We start from the raw sequence: 23,432 nt of genomic DNA on the forward strand, positions 1-23,432 counted from the left end.
ACGGCGCCCGGAGGGCAGCGGCTATCATTCGCCAGACTCCAACAAGCGTCCGGGCCCGATGACCAACCCGCTGTTGAACCTGCGCGAAGGCCCCGTCGCCCGGCTGCGCCTGAACCGTCCCGAGCTGCACAACGCCTTCGACGCCATGCTGATCGCCGCGCTCACCGGCGCGCTGGAGGCGGTGGCCGAGGACGACAGTGTCCGGGTGGTGGTGCTGGAAGGGGAAGGGCTTTCGTTCTCGGCCGGCGCCGACCTCAACTGGATGCGCGGCATGGCCGCCGCCAGCGAGGCGGAGAACCGCACCGACGCGCTCGCCCTCGCCCGTCTGATGCGCCTGCTCGACGAACTCCCCCGCCCCACCGTCGCCCGTGTGCAGGGCGCGGCCTTCGGCGGCGGCGTCGGGCTGGTGGCCTGCTGCGACATCGCCATCGCCTCCACGGAGGCGAAGTTCGGCCTGACCGAAAGCAAGCTCGGCCTGCTGCCGGCGGTGATCTCGCCCTACGTCATCGATGCGATCGGTCCGCGCCAGGCGCGGCGTTGGTTCGCCACGGCCGAAATCTTCGATGCAGCCACCGCACTGAGCATCGGCCTGCTGCATCAGGTGGTGCCGGCCGACGGCCTGGACGCGGCAGTGCAGCGCCAGGTCGACCTGCTGCTCAAGGCCGGCCCGTGCGCCAGCGCGCAGGCCAAGTCGCTGGTGCGGCGCGTGGCGTTCGAACGCGACCGCAATCGCCTGGATGCCGACAACGCCGACCTGATCGCCCGCCTGCGCGTGTCCGACGAAGGCCAGGAAGGCCTCGGTGCGTTCCTGGACAAGCGCAAGCCGCGCTGGACCCAATAAAGGCATGACGAGGACACGAACATGATCGACCACATGGGCGTCACCGTTTCCGACTACGCACACGCACGCGCCTTCTACGAACGCGTGCTGGGCGTGCTGGACTACGAAATCGTCATGGACGTGACGAAGGAGCAGACCGGCGGCTACGAAGGTTGCGGCTTCGGCCCGACCGGCAAGCCGGCGTTCTGGATCGGCACCGGCGCCACCGCCACCACCGGCGTGCACGTCGCCTTCGTCGCCGCCACGCGCAAGGCGGTCGACGAGTTCCACGCCATCGCCCTGCAGCACGGCGCGCGCGACAACGGCGCGCCGGGCCTGCGCCCGCATTACCACCCGAACTATTACGGCGCCTACGTCATCGACTTCGACGGCAACAACCTCGAAGCCGTCTGCCACAGCCCAGAGTGAGTGCATGTTCGACAAGATCCTGATCGCCAACCGCGGCGAGATCGCCTGCCGCGTCATCCGCACCTGCCGCCGCCTGGGCATCCGCACCGTCGCCGTGTACTCGGATGCCGATGCCGACGCGCAGCACGTGCGCCAGGCCGACGAGGCATTCCACATCGGCGGCCCGCGCCCGCAGGAAAGCTACCTGCGCGGCGAGGCCATCATCGAGGTCGCGCTCAAGTCCGGCGCGAAGGCGATCCATCCCGGCTACGGCTTCCTCAGCGAGAACGCCGACTTCGCCGATGCGGTGGAAGCCGCCGGCCTGGTGTTCATCGGCCCGAAGGCCGCATCGATGCGCAAGATGGGCAGCAAGGCCGGCGCGAAGGACCTGATGCAGGCGGCGGGCGTGCCGGTCGTGCCCGGCTACACCGGCGAAGACCAGGCGCCCGATCGCCTGCAACGCGAGGCCGACGCCATCGGTTATCCGCTGATGATCAAGGCCGCGCACGGCGGCGGCGGCAAAGGCATGCGCATCGTTCGCGACAGCGGTGAGTTCGCCGCGAACCTGCAAAGCTGCCAGCGCGAAGCGGCCAACGCCTTCGGCCGCGACCGCGTCCTGCTGGAACGCTACGTCGAACAGCCGCGCCACATCGAGATCCAGGTCTTCGCCGACGCGCACGGCCACGCGATCCACCTCAACGAACGCGAATGCTCCGCCCAGCGCCGCTACCAGAAGGTGCTGGAGGAATCGCCCTCGCCCTTCCTCACGCCACAGCTGCGCCACGCGATGGGCGATGCGGCCGTGCTGGCCGCGCGCGCGATCGACTACGTCAACGCGGGCACGGTGGAGTTCATCGTCGGCCAGGACGGCGGCTTCTACTTCATGGAGATCAACACGCGCCTGCAGGTGGAGCATCCCGTCACCGAAATGGTGACCGGACTCGACCTGGTCGAATGGCAGCTGCGCGTCGCCGCGGGCGAACCCCTGCCGCTGGCGCAGGAGGCCATCGCGCAGGACGGCCACGCGATCGAAGTGCGCCTGTACGCGGAGGATCCGGAAGCCGGCTTCCTGCCGGGTTCGGGCCGCCTGGAACGCCTGCGCCTGCCCGCACCGGGCGAAGGCGTGCGCATCGATTCGGGCGTCGTCGAAGGCGACACCGTCACGATCTTCTACGACCCGATGATCGCCAAGCTCATCGTTCACGCCGAAGACCGCCCCGCCGCACTGGCGAAGCTGCGCGCGGCGCTGGCGGCGTGCGACATCGCCGGGCCGAAGTCGAACATCGAGTTCCTCGAACGGCTGACGCGTCACCCCGTCGTGGTCGAAGGCCGCATCGACACGGGTTACCTCGACCGCCATCTGGACGAGTTCATGCCGTCCCCCGGCGAGGACGACGCCGACCTCTTGCTGGCCGCGGCCACCGCGCAACTGCTCGCGCAGGAAGGCGACACGCGCAGGCTGGCGGCCGCTTCGACCGATCCGAGCTCGCCCTGGGCCATCGCCGACGGTTGGCGCCTGGGGCACGGCGGCCACCGCAGCCTGGCCTTCCTGCAGGGCGAGACCCGCCACGAGCTGCACGCGCAGGGCGCGGGCGGGGTTTACCGGATCGAGCTGCAGGGCCGCTCCCATGCGGTCGAAGGGGCTCGCATCGGGCCCGACGGCGCGCTCAGCCTGCGCATTGGCGGACATGGACGCCGCTTTACGTTTGAACTGGATACGCTGGCCGAAGGACGCCAGCGGCTGGTGGTGCACGACGGCGAACGTCGCCTGCGCCTGCTGGGGGTCCCGATGTATCGTCATGAGCGCAGCAGTGCCGGCAATGCCGGTCACCAGGTGCTCGCACCGATGCCCGGGCGCGTGGTGCTGGTCAGGACGGCCGAGGGCGATACCGTGGAGGCCGGACAGGAGCTGATGGTGATCGAGGCGATGAAGATGGAGCTGAGCCTGAAGGCGCCCCGCGCCGGCAAGGTCGCGCAGGTGCGCGCGGCCAGCGGCGACTTCGTCGAGGCCGACGCCGTGCTCGTCTCCCTCGACCAGACCGCATGAGCGAGGCCGCCATGAAGCCCGCCGTCCGCATCGTCGAAGTCGGCCCGCGCGACGGGTTGCAGAACGAGAAGGCGACCATCGCCACCGCCGACAAGATCGCGCTGATCGACCGCCTGTCCGACACCGGCCTGCGCAGCATCGAAGCGACGAGTTTCGTCAGCCCCAAGTGGGTGCCGCAGCTGGCCGACGCGGCCGAGGTCTTCACCGGCATCCACCGCCAGCCGGGCGTGCACTACCCCGTGCTGGTGCCGAACGAACAGGGCTACGAACGCGCACGCGCCGTCGGCGTGGAGGAGATCGCGGTGTTCACCGCGGCGTCGGAAGCGTTCAATCGCAAGAACATCAACGCCGGCATCGACGAATCGCTGGAGCGTTTCAGGCCGGTGATGGAGCGCGCGCGCGCCGACGGCGTCGCCGTGCGCGGTTACGTCTCCACCGTGCTCGGCTGCCCCTACCAGGGCGACGTGCCGCTGAGCGACGTCGTGCGCGTGGCGCGGGCCCTGCACGAAATGGGCTGCTACGAGATCTCGCTCGGCGACACCATCGGCGTCGGCACGCCGGGCAAGGCGCGCGCGATGCTGCTGGCGGTGGCGGCGGAAGTGCCGATCAACGCGTTAGCCGTGCACTTCCACGACACCTACGGGCAGGCGCTGGCGAACGTGCTCGCCTGCCTGGAAGAAGGCGTGGCGGTGGTCGACTCGGCGGTCTCGGGCACGGGTGGCTGCCCGTACGCGAAGGGCGCCAGCGGGAACGTCGCAACCGAGGACGTGGTGTACATGCTGCATGGCCTGGGGATCGAGACTGGAATCGACCTGGCGAAACTGGCCGACACCGGCCGCTGGCTCGCGACGCTGCTCGGGCGCGATACCGGCAGCAAGGTCGCCAAGGCCCTGGCGGCGGCGTGACCTGACGAGACCCCGATGACACACCGCACGCCAGCGCAGGAGCTTCCCGGCACACCGGCCTATCCCGAGCCGGCGGACGCGAAAGCCACGCTGGCGGCGCTGGAACAGGCGTTGCGCGACAACGCGATCACACCCGCGACACGCACGTTGCTGCAACAGGCACACGACGCCCTGACCCGGACGCTGGCCGACTGCGAAGCCGAACGCCAGCGCTACCGCAGCCTCTTCGACGCCGTACCCGATCCGGTCAGCATCATCGCCTGGGACGGCACCGTGCTCGACCTCAACCGCGCCGGCATGGATGCCTACCGCCGCCCGCGCGAGGAGATCATCGGCCAGCCGATCGAGACGCTGAACCCCGACCTGCCGCAGGACCACATGGCGCCGGTGTGGGAGACGCTCAACCGCGGCGGCACCTACGTGGTCGAGGTGACCAACATGCGCGGCGACGGCACGCGCTTCCCGGTGGAAGTGCACACCGCCGGGCTCACCTTCGATGGACGCAAGGCGATGGTCGCCGTCGCGCGCGACCTCAGCAGCCGCCACACCGCCGAACTGCGTTACCGCGAGCTGATGGAAGCCATCGACCGCGGCATCGTCGTGCAGGACGCCGACATGCAGGTGGTGTACGCCAACGTCGCCGCGATGAAGATCCTCAGCATCGCCGACGGCGAATCGGTCAACGATGCGCTGCATCCCGACAACTGGCTCGTCGTCGACGAACGCGGCCGCCAGATGCCGCCGGAGCGCTACCCGTCGCAGCGCGCGTTGCAGACCGGCCGCATCATCGAGAGCACCGTGCTCGGCCTGTACCACCGCGCACGCCAGCAGCTGATGTGGATGTCGGTGACTTCGGTGCCGCAGTTTCCGCCCGGCGGCGACAAGCCGCAGCAGGTGCTCTCGCTGTTCTCCGACGTGACCACGCTCAAGCGCGACAGCACCCTGTTCGATCGCGCGCAGAGCATGGCGCACATCGGCGGCTGGGAATGGGACGTCGCGCCGGATCGGCTGTACCTCACGCACGAAGGACAACGCATCCTCGGCCACCGTCCGCCGCCGGAGACGATCGAAGGCATGCTTTCGTGCCTGCGCCACGACGACCGCGACCGCCTGCGCGCCGCGCTCGGCCAGGCGATTTCCTTCGGCCGCAACTTCGACCTGGAAGTCCAGGGCCATCGCGCCGACGGTCGCGCGTTCTGGGTGCGCGTGATCGGCGAGGCCGAGGCCGGCGATCCGCTCAACTCGCGCCTGACCGGCACGCTGCAGGACATCACCGAGCGCAAGCACGACGAAGAAAGCCTGCGCGTGCAGGCGCGCAGCGATCCGCTCACCGGCCTGCTCAATCGCGACGCCGTGCTGGCCGAATTGGAGAGCCGCCTCGACGACCCGCTGCGTTCGCAACTGGCCGTGCTGTACGTCGACCTGGATCGCTTCAAGGTGGTCAACGATGTGCTCGGCCATGCCGCGGGCGACCGTCTGCTCGCCTCGGCGGCGCGGCGCATCCAGCGCGCGATCGGCAGCGAAGGGTTGATCGCGCGCTTCGGCGGCGACGAGTTCCTGATCCTGTGCGACGCCGGCAGCGATCCCTCGCGTCCGGAGCGCCTGGCCGACGCGATCCTGGAGATCTTCGGCGACAGTTTCCGCCTGGACGGCGAAGAGTTCAGCATCACCGCCTCCATCGGCATCGCGCAGGCACCGCTAGACGGCGTGCGTTCGCAGCAGCTGATCCAGAGCGCCGACGTGGCGATGTACGACAGCAAGCGCCGCGGCCGCAACGGCTGGCAGACCTTCACGCCGGAACTGGCCGAACAGCAACTGCATCGCCTGCAGCTGGAAACGCACCTGCGCCGCGCGGTCAACAACGACGAATTCCATCTCGTCTACCAACCGCAGGTGGACATGCGCAACGGCGAAGTCACCGCGGTCGAAGCGCTGATCCGCTGGCGCAACCATTCCCTGGGCGAGATCCGCCCGGACAAGTTCATCGACCACGCCGAGACCACCGGCGACATCGTCGGCATCGGCGACTGGGTGCTCAACGAGGCCTGCCGCCAAATGCGCGACTGGCAGGACGCCGGGCTGAAGGTGCCGCGCGTGGCGGTGAATGTTTCCTACCGCCAGTTCCTCGGCGAAGACCTGGCGAGCACCGTGAGCGCCGTCCTGTCCGAATACGGCCTGCCCGGCCATGCGCTGGAACTGGAGTTCACCGAGCGCGTGCTGATCGAGGACGCGCCCGACACGCTGCGCACCTTCGCCGCGCTGCGACAGCTGGGCGTGATCCTGACCATCGACGATTTCGGCGAGGCCTACAGCGCGTTGAACTACCTGCGCCGGCTGCCCATCCACGGGCTCAAGCTGAGCCAGCTGTTCGTGCAGGGCGTCCCGGACAACCAGTCCGACGTGGCCGTCTGCCAGGCCGTCACCGGCATCGCCCGCAGCCTGGGGCTGGCGCTGGTCGCCGAGGGTGTGGAGACGGAAGAGCACCGCGGTTTCCTGCTCGACCTGGGCGTGCATGTGGGCCAGGGCTTCCTGTTCGCGCCCGGCCTGACACCGGAAGAAATCCGCGAGACCTACCGCACGCCGGGAATGAACAGCCGCCGCTAGGCGCGCGGCGGCCGGTTCGCGGCCGGAGCGGGCCCCGCGTCCGGTAAGATCCCGCCTTTCCGCGTCCTGGACCCGACCCATGCATCTTGAATCTGCCCGCGCCATCGTCACCGGCGGCGTCTCCGGCCTCGGCCTCGCCGTCGCCCAGCACCTGGTCGCCCACGGCGGCAAGGTCGCCCTGTTCGACGTCAACGACGAAAAGGGCGCGGCCGCCGTCGCCGAACTGGGCGCCGAGAATGCCCGCTACTTCAAGACCGACGTGACCAACGAGGCGGGCGTGGTCGAGAACGTGAAGGCCGCGCGCGAGTTCCTCGGCGGGCTGAACGTGCTGATCAACTGCGCCGGCATCCTCGGCGCCGGCCGCGTGCTGGGCAAGGAAGGCTCGATGCCGCTGTCGCAGTTCCAGTCCACGGTGATGGTCAACCTGGTCGGCAGCTTCAACGTCGCCAAGGCCGCCGCCGAACTGATGCAGCACAACGAAGCCGGCGTGGACGGCGAGCGCGGCGTGATCGTCAACACCGCCTCGGTGGCCGCGTACGAAGGCCAGATCGGCCAGGCCGCCTACTCCGCATCGAAGGGCGGCGTGGTCGGCATGACGTTGCCGATGGCGCGCGAACTGGCCCGCTTCGGCATCCGCGTGATGACGATTGCGCCCGGCGTGTTCTGGACGCCGATGGTCGACGGCATGCCCGACTCGGTGCAGCAGTCGCTGGCCGCCTCGATCCCGTTCCCCTCGCGCCTGGGCCAGCCGAAGGAGTTCGCCGACCTGGTCGCGTACATCCTGGGCAACACCTACCTCAACGGCGAGACGATCCGCCTGGACGGCGCGACGCGGCTGGCGCCGAAGTGAGTGAAGCCGGGATTCGGGATTCGAGATTCGGGATTCGAAAGAGCCCACCTCGCCCCCGAACCCTGCATCGCCGCTCTTGCGAATCCCGAATCCCGAATCTCCAATCCCGAACACAGCCATGAAAGCCTACGACGTAAAAAAAGGTAACGTTGTCGAACACAACAACGCGGTCTACCAGATCCGCGACATCGAACGCAGCTCGCCGCAGGGCCGCGGCGGCAACGTCAAGTTCCGCTTCACCATGTACAGCGTGCCCGGCGGTACCAAGCTCGACGTGAGCATGGGCGCGGAAGACGAGCTCAAGGAAGTCGAGCTCAGCCGCCGCCAGGCGACGTTCTCGTACAAGGACGGCGACGCGTTCGTCTTCCTCGACGACGAGGACTACACGCCGTACACGCTCGATGCCGACGTCGTCGGCGACCTGGCCGGCTACATCGTCGCCGACCTCACCGGCTGCTACGTGCAGATCATCGACGACGCCCCGGTCGCGCTGCAGCTGCCGCAGAGCGTGGCGATCGAAGTGATCGAAACCCCGCCGGAGCTCAAGGGCGGCACCGCGACCAAGCGTCCGAAGCCGGCCAAGCTGTCGACCGGAATCGAGATCATGGTTCCGGAGTACATCGGCAACGGCGAGCGCGTGCTGGTGAACACCACGACGGGCGAGTTCGCCGGTCGGGCGGACTGATTCCGCACGGCGGCGCGCCGACCGGTCGCGCCGCCTGTTTCGCTGCACGCAGATGCCGACCTTCCGCCCCGCCACCGCCGCCGACCTCGCGGCGCTGCTGCCGGTGATCCGCCAGTTCCATGCGGATGAGCACATCGCGTGGGACGAGTCGCGTGTCCGCCCGGCGCTGGAAGCGTTGATCGGCGAACCGTACAACGGCCGGCTGGTACTGATCGAACGCGACGGTGCGCTGGCGGGGTACTTCGCCGTCGGCTTCTGTTTCAGTCTGGAATTCGGCGGGCGCTACGGCCTGCTCGACGAGCTGTACGTGCTGCCCGCGCAACGCGGCGGTGGCGTCGGCAAGCGCGCATTGGCGGAAGTCGAAGCGGTCTGCCGGGCCGAGGGGCTGCGCTGCGTGCGGCTGGAAGTCAGCGACGACAATCCACTCGCGCGCGAGATCTACCGTCGCAGCGGCTATGCCGAAAATCCGCGGCGGTTGATGACGAAGTGGCTGAGTGGTGCCTCTGAGGGTTGAGCTTGCCTGCTCGCCTGTACCGCTGATTCTCCGTCATCCCGGCGAAGGCCGGGCCCCAGGCCCGCCGCATCCGGGCACTCCCTCACCGGCGAACCACTCCATCGTCATTCCCGCGAAGGCGGGAATGACGGTGCGGGAGCTTGCCGCAGAGAGAGTGACCGGACGCTGCGGCGCAGAATCAAGGCAACCGCAACCCACCCTGCTCCGCATGCAACGCACGCAGACGCGCGCTTAGCAGATCCGTGTTCACCGCGATCGCATCGAGTCGTTCGCGTTGCGCCACGCCCATCCAGTCCCGCGCACCGCGCTCCAGGTCCGCGCGCACCTGCCGCAGATCGTCGCGCAGCGCCGCGCTGCGTGCCTGCAGGGCGAGTCGCTCGTCGGCCTGCGGCAGCCCGTAGCCGCCGCCTTCCAGCAATCGCGAAGGACGACCGAGGTAGGCGCTTTCCTGCATCAATCGGCGCACCGCATCGGTCGCCTCCGTCTCTTCTCGCCCCGATGCGAGGTAGCGCCGCTTGAGCGCCTCGCGCACCTGCGCCAGCGCGCGCCGCTGCGCCGCCTGTTCCAGCAGCAGCAGCGCCGCGCTGCCGCGCAGGTCGGCGCGTTCCAGCCACGGCCTGCGTTGCGGCGGCGGCAAGTCCATCCACTCTTCGGCGGAGCGGTACGGCAATCCCAGCGACGACCGCGCCGTTTCGTACACCTGCGCGAAATACGCGCCCTGCGATTCGAAGCGATATCCCAGCTTCAACGCCTCAGCGTGATCGTCGAGCACCGAAGCATCGGCGACACCGGCGTCTTCCAGACGACGCAACAACCCGGTCGGCGTGATGCTTCCGATGCCCTGCCCGGCCAGTCGCGGCACGCTGTCGTGGAGCAGCTTCCAGGTTTCCGCTGCGCAGTTGTTGCCGAGGAAGTAGTAGCGGCCGTCGTAACTCCAGTGCAGCTGCGCGGTGCGCTCCAGCACGGCGGCGATCTCGTCGCGCTCCAGCCGCAGCGGCACCGAGCGCAGGCCGCGCAGTTCGACCTTCGTGTACTCGTCGATGACCTGCTCCATCGGCAGCACGAACAGGCGCGACGGATAGCGTCCCGTCAGCCCGCGCCAGCTCGACACCTGCACGTCGTCGACGAACGCACGGAACGAAAGCACGCGATGGTGCGCCAGATCGAGCCGGCACTCCGGACCCAACGCGCGGCCCGGCGCGCACACCACCACGCGCAGCATGCTGTGGCCCCAGCGGCTCATCGGCTGTGCGTTGCCTTCGGCCAGCAGGTAGTCGATGGCGTAGACGCGCGCGGGATCGATCGAGGCGAGCGCGCCGCCCTCGCCCTCGCCCGCGTCGACATAGACCAGATCGTCAATGCACTGCGACGCGACGACGGGCGCCGCGCCCACGCGTTCGCGCAGGTAACGCGCCAGCGCGGGGCGGCGGCAGGCGTACTGCGGATCCTGCAGGTAGTGTTCGAGGTTGACCGCGAAGTACTCCGACGGCTTCGTCAGTTCGTAGCGATCGGGGCTGCGGTCGACGAAGCGGTTCTCGCGCGTGCGGCCCGCCACGCGCGTGGTCAGGCGCGTGGCCCGCACCTGCCAGCCGGCGAGATCGAGGAAGCGCGGATCGCGCGAAATGCCGTCGCGGCGATCGTGGAAATGGGCCAGTTCGTGCAGCACCGCCGTGCGTGCCCGGGCCTGCGCCTGCACGTCGGCGGCATCGAGCAACGGCGCCAGCAGCGCGCGATTGAGCAGCAGCTCGGAGCGGCCGGCGTGACCATACACCTGCGGATCGAGCGCGTCGCTCCAGCGCGCGACGGGCGCGTGCTCGGACTGCACGCGCATGCCCTCGGGCAGACGCGAGAGCGCGTCGTCCAGCAGCCGCTGCGTGGCGAGGACTTCGTCCGGCGCGAGGCCGGTCGCATCGAGCCTCAGCGTGGCGCCGGCACCGCCGCTCCACAACGCGGCGGTCATCGCCATTGCGATAAGGCCGCCGCGCATCGGGCGGCGGCCGTGAATCACACTCACTGCGCGAGGATGGCCTGCGCCAGTTCCAGGTCGCTGGCCTGCGCGGCCTGCGGAACGTTTGCGCGCAGGTGGCGCAGCGCGGCTTCGAGCTGGGCGCCGCGGATCGCGCCGTCGCTGGCGACGAAGCTGGCCGCGTCGTCGCGCGCCGCGAGCACCACCTTGTCGTCGTTGCCCGACGAGGAATCGGAACTGGCATTGCTCGAGGCCGAACTGCCGCCGGCGGACGAGCCCGCCGACGTGCCGGCGAAGCTGGAGGCGAATGCCGCAGGCGCGGCCGCCATGAGGGCAAGGGTCAACAGCACGGTGGTGCGCTTCATCTGGGGGTCCCTGTTCGTTGGAGGGGGCGGCCTCGCGGCCGGCCCGCGCAGACTAACCGGTCGTGACGACAAGGGAAGTGTGGCGGTGGGTGAATCGTGCGCGCCGTTCACGATTGTGGCGGGTTGTTCGACGCGCCCCTCTTCTGCTTGCGGGAGAGGGGTTGGGGTGAGGGAGAACGAAGCGGCCGCCTCGAAACACCGGCGCTTCCCTGCACTGCGCGTGCAGGCCGTGACGCTGCGTTTCCCTCATCCGCCCTGCGGGCACTTTCTCCCGCTAGCGGGAGAAGAGACAGGCATCAAACGTCGAACAGCTTCCCCGGATTCATCAACCCCTTGGGATCGAGCACGCGCTTGATCCCCCGCATCAGCGCGATTTCTTCCGCACTGCGCGTGCCCAGCAGATAAGGCTTCTTGACCAGGCCGATGCCGTGCTCGGCCGAGATGCTGCCGCCGTGCTGCGCCAGCGCCTGCGCCAGCAACTTGGTGACGTGCTCGCACTGGACGATGAACTCCGCGTCGGCGGCGCCTTCGGGCTTGAGCACGTTGATGTGCAGGTTGCCGTCGCCGATATGTCCGAACCACACCACGTCGAACTGCGGGTACTCGCGCGCCAGCAGCTGCTGGGTTTCCGCCAGGAACGCCGGCATCGCCGAGATGCGCACCGACACGTCGTTCTTGTACGGCTTGTACTTCGCCAGGCTCTCGGTGATGCCTTCGCGCAGCCGCCACAGCTGCGCGGCCTGCGCATCGCTCTGGCTGATCACGCCGTCGCTCACCAGGCCGTTCTCCAGGCAATGCTCGAAAGCCGCCATCGCAGCTGCCTCTTGTACTTGCGAGCCCACCGCGAACTCGGTGACCACATAGAACGGATGCACTTCGTCGAACGGCTTCTGCGCGCCGTGCGCCAGCACGTGGTGCAGCGCGCGGTCGGTGAAGAATTCAAAGGCTTCCAGCGTCAGGCGTTCGCGGAAGGCCGCGAACACCTGCATCAGCGTCTCGAACGATGGCAGCGCCAGCAGCATCACGTTGGTCGGCGGCGGCGGATCGGTCAGGCGCAGCGTCGCTTCGATCACGATGCCCAGCGTGCCTTCCGAGGCGACCATCAGCTGGCGCAGGTCGTAGCCGCTGGAGTTCTTGATCAGCGCGCGGTTGAGCTCGAGCACGTCGCCCGCGCCGGTGACCACCTTGAGCCCGGCGACCCACTCGCGCGTGTTGCCGTAGCGGATCACGCGGATGCCGCCGGCGTTGGTGGCGATGTTGCCGCCGATGGAACACGAGCCGCGTGCGGCGAAATCCACCGGATACACCAGGCCGTGCTCGCGCGCCGCGTTGTGCACGGCCTCCAGTGCGATGCCGGCCTGCACGGTGATCGTGCGATCGACCGCGTCGAAGTCGAGCACGCGGTTCATGCGCTCCAGACTGAGCACGAGTTCACCGTTGGCCGCGACCGCGCCGCCCGACAAACCGGTGCGCCCGCCGGAGGGCACCACGGCCACGCCTTCCTCGTTCGCCCAGCGCACGACGGCGACGACCTCCTCCGTCGACGCAGGCAACGCGATCGCCAGCGGCGCCGGCGTCCAGCGCCGGGTCCAGTCGCGGCCGTAGTGCTCGGCGTCGGCCGGATCGGTGCTCAGGCGCAGGCCCGGCACGCGTTCGCGCAGGCGTTCGAGGCGGGGATCAGGGGTGCGCGGATCGGTCATGGCAGGCGGTTCGCAGGCGGCCGCAACGGGAGGTCCAGCCTGCCACCGGCGGCGCCATGGCGTCCAGTGATGCACCGCAGCAACCGGGCCCGATTTCTGACATAGTCGAAGCCCGCCCACATCCAGACACCGTCGTGAGCCTTTCGACCTCGTTCCCGAAGTCCGACATCCGCGTGCTGCTGCTGGAAGGCCTCGCGCCGACCGCGGTGGAAAGTTTCCGCAACGCCGGCTACTCGAACATCCAGGTCTACGACAAATCGCTGCCGCCGGACCTGCTGCGGCAGGAGATCGCGCAGGCGCACATCGTCGGCATCCGTTCGCGCACGCACCTGGATGCGGACGTTCTGTCGCACGGGCGCCGGCTGATGGCGATCGGCGCGTTCTGCATCGGCACCAACCAGGTCGACCTGGACACCGCCGAGCTGGCCGGCATCCCGGTCTTCAACGCGCCCTACTCCAACACGCGCAGCGTCGCCGAGCTGGTGCTGGCCGAGGCGGTCATGCTGATGCGCGGCATCCCTCAGAAGAATGCGCAGTGCCACCGCGGCGGCTGGTCGAAATCCGCCGCCGGCAGCCACGAAGTGCGCGGCAAGACGCTGGGCATCGTCGGCTACGGCCACATCGGCACGCAGGTCGGCGTGATCGCTGAAGCGCTGGGCATGCAGGTGATCTTCCACGACATCGAAACCAAGCTGTCGCTCGGCAACGCGCGCATGGCGATGGGCCTGGACGACCTGCTCCAACGCAGCGACGTGGTGACGTTGCACGTGCCGGAAACACCGGCCACGCAGGGCATGTTCGGCGCGGCGCAGATCGCGAAGATGAAGCCCGGCGCGCACCTCATCAACGCCTCGCGCGGCACGGTGGTCGACATCGACGCGCTGGCGCAGGCGCTGAAGTCCGGCCATGTCGGCGGCGCGGCCGTGGACGTGTTCCCGGCCGAGCCCAAGGGCAACGCCGATCCGTTCGTCTCGCCGCTGGTGGGCCTGGACAACGTGATCCTGACGCCGCACATCGGCGGCAGCACGCTGGAGGCGCAGGACAACATCGGCCTGGAAGTGGCGGCCAAGCTGATTCGTTACAGCGACAACGGCTCCACGCTGTCGGCGGTGAACTTCCCCGAAGTCACCCTGCCCGAGCACACCGGCAGCCTTCGCCTGCTGCACATCCACCGCAACGTGCCGGGCATCCTGTCGCAGGTGAACGACGTGTTCTCGCGACTGGGCGTGAACATCGACGGACAGTTCCTGCGCACGCACCCGAAGGTGGGCTACGTCGTCATCGACGTGACCGCCACGACCGAACAGGTCGCGCAGGTGCGCGAGGAGCTGGCGCGGATTCCGGGGACGCTGCGCACGCGGGTGTTGTACTGACGCCAGCGCGGTATTGACGCGGCATGTAGCGACGCACCTCGTAGCCCGGGCAAGCGGAGCGCACCCGGGGCTTTTTCGCGTGATGCCACGTCGAGCGTTTCCCCGGGTGCGGCCTTCGGCCTTACCCGGGCTACGCAGGCTCACGCCAGTGCGGAATTGAGCCGCAGGGTCTGCATTGATACGTCATCTCGGCGAACGCGAACCTCAGCGTGCCCCGCGCGCCACCCACTTGCGCGCCATGCGCAACATCGACTCATCGCTGGCCGGATCGGCCAGGATCTCCGCGATCGGCCGCCAGGCCAGGTCGTGCGATTCCTCGCTGACGACGTAGTCCTCGCCGCCCTCGGCGTGCACGACGTAGCGCACGTCCCAGTGCCAGTGGCCCGGGACGTCGCCGCGCTCGGGAATCCAATGGCGGTCCAGGTCGAACATCTGCGGCTCCACGCGCAGGCCCGACAGGCCGGACTCCTCTTCCGCTTCGCGCAGTGCGACGCGCGACAGGTCGCGGTCTCCGTCGGCGTGGCCGCCCAGTTGCAGCCAGCGCTCCAGCTTGCGGTGATGGGTGAGCAGCGCGCGCGTGCCGCTGCGATCGACCAGCCAGCTCGATGCGGTGAAGTGGCCGGACAGATGAATGCGTTCGAACACGGTCTGCGCCGAATCCAGGAACTGCGCGAACGAGCGCGCGACCTCGTCCTCGCCGGGCCACGTCTTCGCGTAACGCCCGAGTGCGTCGCGCAACGTCGCGACCTGTGCGGAAAGTTCCGGTCCGGAAGACGTGATGTTCAACGGCATGACCTGCATCTGCGGCGCGACAGTTTACGTCGCCGACGGGGCCGGACTGCGACCTGCCGGGCAGTTCCGGTCGCTGCACGGCCGTGGCGACGCCACCTCGCCACAGCTCCGCGCGGCACCGGTGTTCCGCTGCGCTTGAACCCGCATGACACCGTGGCGCGGGGGCTACAAGAAGTTGTCCAGCCCTGTGACCCAACGCGCTTGCCGCTGCTTTCCCGCGTGGGTTAAGGTGGCCCGCCCCCCACGGCCCTATCGCTCCATCGCCCGGCCTGAACGGGCGGAAGATCACACATTCCCAGGGGAATCCGATGTTCAAAAACCTGTTCCTCACCAAGCCGGTCGAGCCCGCCGGTCACGTCGATGCGGGCGAGCCCGTTGAAGGCAGCCTCCAGGGCGAGGCCACCCTCAAGCGGTCTCTCACGGCCACGCAGTTGGTGATGCTGGGCATCGGTGCCGTCATCGGCGCGGGCATCTTCGTCCTCTCCGGACACGCCGCCGCCGAACACGCGGGCCCGGCGATCGTGCTGAGCTTCGTCATCGCCGGCTTCGCCTGTGCGCTGGCGGGCCTGTGCTACGCCGAGTTCGCTTCGATGCTGCCGGTCTCGGGCAGCGCCTACTCCTATTCCTATGCCACGCTCGGCGAGTTCGTCGCCTGGTTCATCGGCTGGAACCTGGTGCTGGAATACATGTTCGCCGCCTCCACCGTCGCGGTGGGCTGGTCGGGTTACCTCAACAGCCTGCTGAGCACCTTCGGCATGGCGCTGCCCGCGTCGCTCGCGGCGGCACCGCTGAACGTGGTCGACGGCAGCATCGTCTACACCGGTGGCCTCATCAATCTGCCGGCCGTGGCGATCATCGCCGCCATCAGCGGCCTGTGCTACGTGGGCATCACCCAGTCGGCCTTCGTCAACTCGATCATCGTCGCCATCAAGGTGTTCGTGATCGTGTTGTTCGTCGCCTTCGCCGCCAAGTACATCAACCCGGACAACTGGGTGCCGTTCATTCCGGAGAACCAGGGTCCGGGCCGCTACGGCATCGACGGCATCATCCGCGGCGCCTCGGTGGTGTTCTTCGCCTACATCGGCTTCGACGCGGTCTCCACCGCGGCCGGTGAAGCCAAGAACCCGCAGCGCGACATGCCCATCGGCATCCTCGGCTCACTGGTCATCTGCACCATCATCTACATCATCGTCGCGCTGGTGCTGACGGGCCTGCTGCCGTATCCGCAGCTGAGCACGCCCAAGCCGGTCGCCACGGCGCTGGAAGCGTACCCGGCCCTGGCGTGGCTCAAGCACATCGTCGAAATCGGCGCCATCGCCGGCCTGAGCTCGGTGATCCTGGTGATGCTGATGGGCCAGCCGCGCATCTTCTACTCGATGTCGAAGGACGGCCTGCTGCCGAAGGTCTTCGCCAAGGTCCATCCGAAGTTCCAGACGCCGTACATCGGCACGATCATCGTCGGCATCTTCGCCGCGCTGCTGGCCGGCTTCCTGCCGATCGGCCTGCTCGGCGAACTGGTCTCGATGGGCACGCTGCTGGCCTTCGCCACGGTGTCGATCGGCGTGCTGGTGCTGCGCAAGAGCCGCCCGGACCTGCCGCGTCCGTTCCGCGTGCCGGCTGCCGCGATCATCTGCCCGCTCGGTGCGGCCGCGTGTCTGTACCTGTTCTGGAAGCCGTTCTCCGAGCATTGGCCGCTGATGACCGGCTGGACCGCGATCGGCCTGCTGATCTACTTCACCTACGGCTATCGCAACAGCAAGGTCCGCAAGAACTTGCGCTGATCGCTGATTCACCCCAAGGCCGGCGGTTTCCCCGCCGGCCTTGTTCGTTACAGCCATGCCATTCAATGCCGGCCGCGCGCCGGCACCGGGGACAACGCGATGTTCCGACAACTCTGGGCGACCAAGCATCCCCACGCCAGCCACGCCGACGCACAAGGCCTCGAACTGCACCGCACGCTCGGCCCCTGGGGCCTGACGGCGCTGGGCATCGGCGCAGTGATCGGCGGCGGCATCTTCGTCATCACCGGCCAGGCGGCGGCGAATCACGCCGGCCCGGCCATCATGCTGTCCTTCGTGCTGGCGGCCATTTGCTGCACGTTCTGCGCGTTGGCCTACGCCGAGTTCGCCTCGATGGTGCCGGTCTCCGGCAGCGCCTACACCTACACCTACGCCACGCTGGGCGAAATGTCGGCGTGGTTCATCGGCTGGATGCTGGTACTGGAATACGGCGTGTCCGCCTCGGCGGTCGCGGTGAGCTGGACCGGCTACTTCCTCAGCCTGCTGCAACACTTCGACATCACCTTGCCCAAGGCCTGGGTGAGCGCGCCACTGGACGGGCAGCTGCGCCCCACCGGCGCCATCGCCAACCTGCCCGCGGCCGCCATCGTGCTGCTGCTGACGTGGCTGTGCTACGTGGGCATCCGCAAGTCGTCGGCCATGAACATGGCGATGGTGGTGCTCAAGACCGGCCTGATCCTGCTGGTGATCTTCGTCGGCTGGAAGTATGTGAATCCGGCCAACTGGGAACCCTTCATCCCCGCCAACGAGGGCCCGGGCAAGTTCGGCTGGGAAGGCGTGCTGCGCGGCGCTTCGATGGTGTTCTTCGCCTACATCGGTTTCGAGGCGGTGTCGGTCGCCGCGCAGGAATCGCACAAGCCGCAGCGCGACCTGCCCATCGGCATGCTCGCCTCGCTCGCCATCTGCACGGTGCTCTACATCGCGATGGCCGCGGTGATGACCGGCCTGGTGCCGTTCTACCAGCTGGGCACGGACGAGCCGGTGGTGACCGCCGTCGCCGCGCACCCGGAGCTGGGCTGGTTGCGCGTGGTGGTCGAAATCGGCGCGCTGATCGGCCTGTCGTCGGTGGTGCTGGTGATGATCATCGGCCAGCCGCGCATCTTCATGATCATGGCGCGCGACGGCCTGTTGCCGCCGGTGTTCACCAAGATCCACCCCGAGTACCGCACGCCGCACATCAACACGGTCATCACCGGCATCGGCATCGCCCTGCTGGCGGCGCTGTTCCCGCTGGACGTGCTGGGCGAGCTGACCTCGATGGGCACGCTGATCGCCTTCGCCGCGGTCTGCGGCGGCGTGCTGATCCTGCGCCGCACCCAGCCGGACCTGCCGCGTCCGTTCCGCATTCCGGCGGCGTGGCTCATCTGCGGCGCGGGCATCCTCAGCTGCCTGGCGCTGCTGTCGACGATGACCGCGCACAACTGGTTCCTGATGGCGGTGTGGACGATCGGCGGCTTCCTGATCTACTTCCTGTACGGCTACCGCCACAGCCGCATGCACGGCTGACGGTTCTGCTGCGGGGACAACGAAAAAGGGCGCCCTCGCGGCGCCCTTTTTTTTGTGGGTCGGCATCGCCTTCCCGATCGCCGCTTCAGGCCTTCTTCGCCCAGGCCGTGCACCACCCCTTCGCCGACACCGTGTTCTGCGGAAACATCTGGCACGGCCCGGACGGCTCGCCCTTGGCACCCTTGTAGAAGTTGCAGTTCGCGCAGCTGCTGCCGGGCTTGAAGAGGGCGTGCTTCACCGTCGCCGCGTTGTCGGTATAGGCCAGGGCCTTGGCGAGGGCGTTGTCGGGCGTGAGCCGGGGCAGCGTCGCGGCGGTCGCGGGCTTCGCGGCCGGCGAGGCCGCCTGGCGGGCCACCGCTTCCGTTCCCAAGGCCGCCATCGCGATCAGCGCCGCCTTGCCGAGAAAGCGTCGCCTCGAAGGGTCATGAGCGTTCATGGGCCACCTCCACGGGCGGGAGTATCCGAGCGCGAAGGTAGGCCGGCGTGAGGGTGAACGCCCTCCGCCCCGATCCGGTAACCCGGCCTTTCCCGAGGGTCCGCTACACTTTCCCCATGAACCACACCCTCCCCTACGACCCCCAGCGCCTGGCGCATTGCGCCGGGGAGATCATCGTGAACGTGCGCGAGCTGTCGGCGCTGGGCTGGACGCCGGCGACCAGCAGCAACTTCTCGCGCCGGATGGACGCGGCCAACATCGCCATCACCGTCTCCGGCCGCGACAAGGGCAAGCTGACCGAGGCCGACATCATGGTCGTGGACCTGGACGGCCAGCCGGTCGCGACCAGCCAGAAGTCCTCCGCCGAGACGCTCCTGCACACCCAGCTCTACAAGCGCTTTCCGGAGATCGGCTGCGTCCTGCACACGCACTCGATGGTCCAGACCGTCGCCTCGCGCCTGTACGCCGGGCCCGGCCATGTGCATCTGGAGGGCTACGAGCTCTTGAAAGCCTTCGCGGGCAACACCACCCACGAAACGAGCGTCGAACTTCCCGTCCTGCCCAACAGCCAGGACATGCACACGCTGGCCGCGCAGGTGGATTGCCTGCTGGATCGCCAGCAGATGTGGGGTTACCTGATCGACGGCCACGGCCTCTATGCCTGGGGCCGCGACATGCCCGAAGCCCGCCGCCACCTGGAAGCATTCGAATTCCTGCTCGGCTGCGAGCTTGAACTGAGGAGACTGCAGCGATGAGCCGCCTGCGCATTTTTTCCGAGAACGACCCGTCCAACCCGCGCCTGTCCACCGCCGACCACGCCGAGATGGCGTCGGAGCTGGGCAAGATCGGGGTTGCCTTCGAACAGTGGCAGGCCAACGCGCCGGTCGCGCCGGGCGATGCGCCCGAGAAGATCATGGACGCCTACCGTGCCGACATCGACCGCCTCGTCGCGCAGCACGGCTTCAAGACCGTCGACGTGGTGAGCATCGCGCCGGACAACCCGCAGCGCGAGACGATGCGCACCAAGTTCCTCGACGAGCACTTCCACAAGGAAGACGAAGTGCGCTTCTTCGTCGCCGGCTCCGGCTTGTTCAGCCTGCACGTCAACGGCGAGGTGTACGAGGTGAAGTGCGAGCAGGGCGACCTGATCGCCGTGCCCGACAGCACCACGCACTGGTTCGACATGGGCCCGGAGCCGAGCTTCATCGCCATCCGCTTCTTCACCGAACCGGACGGCTGGGTCGGCCATTTCACCGGCACCGACATCGCCCAGCGTTTCCCGCGCTACGAGAAGGGCCAGGCGGGCTGAGGCCCGCCGACGTCCGTCACGCCGCCATCCCCGCGCACGCGGGGATCAGCGCCTTCCGCCGCGCCGAACGCGCGTGCGAACGCCCGCCCCCCGAACACCGAGCCCCATGACCGTCCGCGCCATCCTCACCGACATCGAAGGCACCACCAGCAGCATCTCGTTCGTCAAGGACGTGCTGTTCCCTTACGCGCGCCGCGCCCTGCCCCGCTTCGTCGCCGCGCGCGGCAAGGAGCCGGGCGTGCGCAAGTGGCTGGACACCGTCGCCGCCGAAAACGGCGGCATGTGCGAGGACGCGATGATCGTCGAGGTCCTGCAGGGCTGGATCGACGAGGACCGCAAGCACACCGCGCTCAAGGCGCTGCAGGGCATGATCTGGGCCGACGGCTACAAGAGCGCGGACTTCACCGCGCACATCTACCCTGACGCGGCCCCGGCCCTGCGCAAGTGGCACGCCGCCGGCCTGCCGCTGTACGTGTACTCCTCCGGCAGCGTCCCGGCGCAGCGCCTGTTCTTCGGTCATAGCGACGCGGGCGATCTCACCTCGCTGTTCTCCGGCTGGTACGACACCGAGATCGGCGGCAAGCGCGAGGCGCAGAGCTACCGCAACATCGTCGAATCGATCGGCATTCCGGCGGGGGAGATCCTGTTCCTGTCCGACGTCGTCGAGGAACTCGATGCCGCGCGCGAAGCCGGCTTGCAGACGGTGTTGATCGATCGCCTTGAGGACTATCCGACGCCACGTGTTGGCGAGGCGACGCATGGGCACACTCGCGTGGATTCGTTTGCGGGCATCGCGATCGGCTGAGCCGGCCGGCTTGCCCTCTGATCCGTCATCCCGGCGAAGGCCGGACCCAGGCTCGTGGTGCACGGGCACTCCCTCTCGGGTGAACCGCCCCACCGTCATTCCCGCGAAGGCGGGGGCTTATGGGCCGCCGCACGGCGGCACCCTCCAGGGACTTTTCATGCTTTCCCTGGTGTCTGTGCGTAGCAACAGCAAGATGGATAGTGCCGCCGTGCGGCGGCCCAAAAGATCCAGCTTTCGCTGGAATGACGTGACGTTGCGGAGAGTGTGACAGCCTGGGTCCCGGCCTTCGCCGGGATGACGGCTCCTCATCGCATCGCCTGGATGGTGGGCACAGGCGACGACGACCGCAACGTCGGCCTCAAGCGTGGATCTTCTCCCCCCGCTCCATCATCCCGACGAACTTCTCCACCCGCGCCGCCTTCGTCTCCGGCTTCTTCGCCGTATGCACGCGCCAGCAGAACGCGTAGCGATTTGCGCCGTCGAGCGATTCAAAGAACCTGCGCGCCTTCGCATTCTTCTTCAGTGCCGCGGCGAGTTCCGGCGGGCATTCCATGCCGCTGGCGGCGTGGTACGCAGCAGCCCAGCGACCGTCTGCCTTCGCCGCATCCACTTCGCGCAGTCCGGCCGGTTGCATGCGGCCGTCCGCGACCAGCTTCTCCACCTTGCCGACGTTGATCTTCGACCACAGGCTCTTCGACCTGCGCGGCGTGAAGCGCTGCAGGAAATACTGCTCGTCGCAGGCGCGCTTGAGGCCGTCGATCCAGCCGTGGCACAGCGCCACGTCCAGCGCCTGCGCGTACGTCACCGACGTCACGCCCTGGTCCTTCTTGGCGATTTTCAGCCACGCACCCGGCGCATCGCGATGCGCTGCAAGCCACTTCTCCCAGGCGGCTTCCGTCTTGAACAGTTTGATCGGCAAGTCGGTCGGCAGCTCGGCAGGCATGGCGGCTACTCCGTGGCGTCGTCCAGACGATAGCGCGTCTGCGCGCGCTGCTCACCCTGCCAGCGATCGAACGCGCGCACTTCGATGCGGTGCTCGCCCGCAGCAAGGTCCGTCGGCAGCGTGCCGCGCCACAGATGCGTCGACGGATCGGCCTCCGGCGCCCGGTCGAAGCCGCGCAGCGCGTCGGCGGCATCGTCGGCGACGTTCTCCGCCAGCAGCACCGGATCGGGCTGGTCCACGCGCTTCATCGGCTTCCAGTCGCCGCCGTCGATGCGGTACTCGACGCGGCTGTCGGCGTCGCCCATGTAGACGTTCGCGAACACACCGAAGGCCGGCCACGCACCGCGGCGCAACACTTTCGGTGCGTGCAAGCCAATCGCATCGTCCTTCGCGCCGCGCGCCACCTGGTAACGCAACGAATACGAACCGTCCGCACGGAACGTCGCCCATGCGAAGCCGTTCGGCGTGCCGTCGCTCATCATCGTGTCCGGGATACCCTTCGCATCCTTCACGCCCGACCAGAACGCACCGCAGGTCGCGCCGACGTTGTACTCGTGCAGCGGTTGCGCACCGTGCCAGCCGGTCGACGCATCGTGGTGGTAGTGGCGCTGGTTATGCGTGTGTGCGCTGAGCAGCAACACGTTCTGACGATCCTGCAGCAGCGCGAACAGACGCTCGCGATCGGCGCGACGGAAGCTTTCCACGCCGGGGACCGGTTCGAAGAACGGAATGTGCGCCGAGATCACCACGCGCCGCGTCTTCGGCACCGTCGCCAGGTAGGCTTGGAGAAAGGCGAACTGGTCTTCGCGCAGGCCACCGACATACGACGGCTTCTTCGCCGGCTGGTAGACCACGTCATCGAGCACGATGAAGCTCGCCTGCGGTTCCTCCCACGCATAACTGTCAGGGCCGAACACGTTGCGGAAGCCGAGCAGCGCGTCCTCGTCGCGCGTCGCGTCGAAGTCCAGGTCGTGATTGCCCGGCACGTGCAGCCACGGCACGCCGAGCTGCGCGGTGACGCGGTTGACGTCGGGATACAGGCTCAGATCGTCGTTCACGATGTCGCCCAGGCTGATTCCCAGGCGCGCGGCATGACGGCCCACCAGCGGCTGCACGATGTCGCGCTCGTAATAACCCACGTCCGTGCGGTTCTTCGGCTGCGGATCGCCGAAGACCAGCATCTCCAGGTCGCCCTTGCTCGCCGGGCGCGCGCGCAGCGCGAAGTCGTACGACGATGCGGGCGTCGTCGCCGCGATGCCGCCGAAGCGCAACGCGGGCGATCCCTGCGGGAACAGGTGATGCCAGAACAGCGGCAGGCCGTTCGCGCCGGTCGCCGTCGCGTACTGCGGAGGCTTGACGACGAACAGCGTGCTGCCCTCGCGCATCGGCAAGGTGTAGCGGCCCTGTGCATCGGTGATCGCCAGCTCGCGGCCGTTCGACACCTTCACGCCGGCGATGCCGCGCTCGCGCGCCTCGCGCTGGCCGTTGCCGTTCGCATCATCGAAGACGATGCCGACGACGCTGGCCTGTGCGGCGACGTCGGTGGCGACCAGGGCCAGCAGGGCGGACAGCAGGACGGAGGACGCGTGCGGCATGGCGGGACTC

General features: G+C 68.3%; 21 protein-coding genes. 14 read left to right on the forward strand and 7 right to left on the reverse strand.

Annotated features, from left to right (window positions below; all coding sequences use genetic code 11):
• The first annotated feature begins 58 nt into the window (after positions 1–58).
• From JI752_RS08135 to JI752_RS08170, 8 genes are all read left to right on the forward strand, one after another.
• Positions 59–841, forward strand: coding sequence for an enoyl-CoA hydratase-related protein (locus tag JI752_RS08135; RefSeq protein WP_216962036.1), 783 nt, complete (start codon positions 59–61; stop codon positions 839–841).
• A 21-nt stretch (positions 842–862) separates the two neighbouring features.
• Positions 863–1,249, forward strand: coding sequence for a VOC family protein (locus JI752_RS08140; RefSeq protein WP_216962038.1), 387 nt, complete (start codon positions 863–865; stop codon positions 1,247–1,249).
• Positions 1,250–1,253: 4 nt separating this feature from the next.
• The gene (locus JI752_RS08145) at positions 1,254–3,275 is read left to right on the forward strand and encodes an acetyl/propionyl/methylcrotonyl-CoA carboxylase subunit alpha (RefSeq protein WP_216962040.1); all 2,022 of its coding nucleotides are present in this window, start codon (positions 1,254–1,256) and stop codon (positions 3,273–3,275) included.
• Positions 3,276–3,286: 11 nt separating this feature from the next.
• On the forward strand, positions 3,287–4,180 hold the full coding sequence (locus JI752_RS08150) for a hydroxymethylglutaryl-CoA lyase (protein WP_216964158.1): 894 nt from the start codon (positions 3,287–3,289) through the stop codon (positions 4,178–4,180).
• Positions 4,181–4,195: 15 nt separating this feature from the next.
• A complete protein-coding gene (locus JI752_RS08155) occupies positions 4,196–6,784 on the forward strand; it encodes an EAL domain-containing protein (protein WP_216962042.1) in 2,589 nt (862 codons plus the stop codon).
• Positions 6,785–6,863: 79 nt separating this feature from the next.
• Positions 6,864–7,634 (forward strand): SDR family NAD(P)-dependent oxidoreductase, encoded by a 771-nt coding sequence (locus tag JI752_RS08160; RefSeq protein ID WP_216962045.1) that lies wholly within the window; start codon positions 6,864–6,866, stop codon positions 7,632–7,634.
• Positions 7,635–7,752: 118 nt separating this feature from the next.
• Positions 7,753–8,319 (forward strand): elongation factor P-like protein YeiP, encoded by a 567-nt coding sequence (gene yeiP, locus JI752_RS08165; protein ID WP_216962048.1) that lies wholly within the window; start codon positions 7,753–7,755, stop codon positions 8,317–8,319.
• A 52-nt stretch (positions 8,320–8,371) separates the two neighbouring features.
• Positions 8,372–8,833: a GNAT family N-acetyltransferase gene (locus tag JI752_RS08170; protein WP_216962050.1), complete on the forward strand. Its 462-nt coding sequence runs from the start codon at positions 8,372–8,374 to the stop codon at positions 8,831–8,833.
• A gap of 178 nt (positions 8,834–9,011) precedes the next feature.
• Here JI752_RS08170 and JI752_RS08175 read toward each other — a convergent pair whose 3' ends face one another.
• The 3 genes from JI752_RS08175 to JI752_RS08185 all read right to left on the reverse strand — a co-directional run bounded on the left by JI752_RS08175 (position 9,012) and on the right by JI752_RS08185 (position 12,864).
• Entirely contained in the window at positions 9,012–10,799 is a 1,788-nt protein-coding gene (locus JI752_RS08175; protein WP_216962053.1) for a DUF4105 domain-containing protein, read from the reverse strand.
• Between the two features lie 44 nt (positions 10,800–10,843).
• Entirely contained in the window at positions 10,844–11,164 is a 321-nt protein-coding gene (locus JI752_RS08180) for a DUF2388 domain-containing protein (protein ID WP_216962056.1), read from the reverse strand.
• 296 nt (positions 11,165–11,460) lie between these two features.
• Entirely contained in the window at positions 11,461–12,864 is a 1,404-nt protein-coding gene (locus JI752_RS08185; RefSeq protein WP_216962058.1) for an FAD-binding oxidoreductase, read from the reverse strand.
• A 134-nt stretch (positions 12,865–12,998) separates the two neighbouring features.
• Here JI752_RS08185 and serA point away from each other — a divergent pair, with 134 nt between their 5' ends.
• On the forward strand, positions 12,999–14,237 hold the full coding sequence (gene serA, locus JI752_RS08190; protein ID WP_345777334.1) for a phosphoglycerate dehydrogenase: 1,239 nt from the start codon (positions 12,999–13,001) through the stop codon (positions 14,235–14,237).
• Between the two features lie 204 nt (positions 14,238–14,441).
• On the opposite strand, the gene JI752_RS08195 is transcribed toward serA, so the two are convergent.
• Positions 14,442–15,029 carry an NUDIX hydrolase gene (locus JI752_RS08195; RefSeq protein ID WP_216962064.1) on the reverse strand — a complete coding sequence of 196 codons (588 nt, stop codon included), beginning with the start codon at positions 15,027–15,029 and terminating at the stop codon, positions 14,442–14,444.
• A 308-nt stretch (positions 15,030–15,337) separates the two neighbouring features.
• On the opposite strand from JI752_RS08195, the gene JI752_RS08200 reads away from it, so the two are divergent.
• Positions 15,338–16,810, forward strand: a complete 1,473-nt coding sequence (locus JI752_RS08200; RefSeq protein WP_216962067.1) for an amino acid permease — start codon at positions 15,338–15,340, stop codon at positions 16,808–16,810.
• Positions 16,811–16,909: 99 nt separating this feature from the next.
• Positions 16,910–18,334 carry an amino acid permease gene (locus JI752_RS08205; protein WP_216962070.1) on the forward strand — a complete coding sequence of 475 codons (1,425 nt, stop codon included), beginning with the start codon at positions 16,910–16,912 and terminating at the stop codon, positions 18,332–18,334.
• An 85-nt stretch (positions 18,335–18,419) separates the two neighbouring features.
• Here JI752_RS08205 and JI752_RS08210 read toward each other — a convergent pair whose 3' ends face one another.
• Complete coding sequence (locus tag JI752_RS08210) at positions 18,420–18,770, reverse strand: high-potential iron-sulfur protein (RefSeq protein ID WP_216962073.1); 351 nt, start codon at positions 18,768–18,770, stop codon at positions 18,420–18,422.
• 116 nt (positions 18,771–18,886) lie between these two features.
• Between JI752_RS08210 and JI752_RS08215 the strand changes: the two genes are divergently transcribed.
• From JI752_RS08215 to mtnC, 3 genes are all read left to right on the forward strand, one after another.
• Positions 18,887–19,525, forward strand: coding sequence for a methylthioribulose 1-phosphate dehydratase (locus tag JI752_RS08215; RefSeq protein WP_216962076.1), 639 nt, complete (start codon positions 18,887–18,889; stop codon positions 19,523–19,525).
• Positions 19,522–20,079 carry an acireductone dioxygenase gene (locus tag JI752_RS08220; RefSeq protein ID WP_216962079.1) on the forward strand — a complete coding sequence of 186 codons (558 nt, stop codon included), beginning with the start codon at positions 19,522–19,524 and terminating at the stop codon, positions 20,077–20,079. Before JI752_RS08215 ends, JI752_RS08220 begins: the two co-directional genes overlap by 4 nt.
• Positions 20,080–20,185: 106 nt before the next feature.
• A complete protein-coding gene (gene mtnC / locus JI752_RS08225; RefSeq protein ID WP_216962082.1) occupies positions 20,186–20,884 on the forward strand; it encodes an acireductone synthase in 699 nt (232 codons plus the stop codon).
• A 358-nt stretch (positions 20,885–21,242) separates the two neighbouring features.
• Here mtnC and JI752_RS08230 read toward each other — a convergent pair whose 3' ends face one another.
• The gene (locus JI752_RS08230) at positions 21,243–21,827 is read right to left on the reverse strand and encodes a YdeI/OmpD-associated family protein (RefSeq protein WP_216962086.1); all 585 of its coding nucleotides are present in this window, start codon (positions 21,825–21,827) and stop codon (positions 21,243–21,245) included.
• A gap of 5 nt (positions 21,828–21,832) precedes the next feature.
• Entirely contained in the window at positions 21,833–23,422 is a 1,590-nt protein-coding gene (locus JI752_RS08235) for a calcineurin-like phosphoesterase family protein (RefSeq protein WP_216962090.1), read from the reverse strand.
• Positions 23,423–23,432: the final 10 nt, after the last annotated feature.

It is taken from the genome of Lysobacter sp. MMG2, assembly GCF_016735495.2.
In the GTDB taxonomy this organism is placed as follows: domain Bacteria; phylum Pseudomonadota; class Gammaproteobacteria; order Xanthomonadales; family Xanthomonadaceae; genus Lysobacter_J.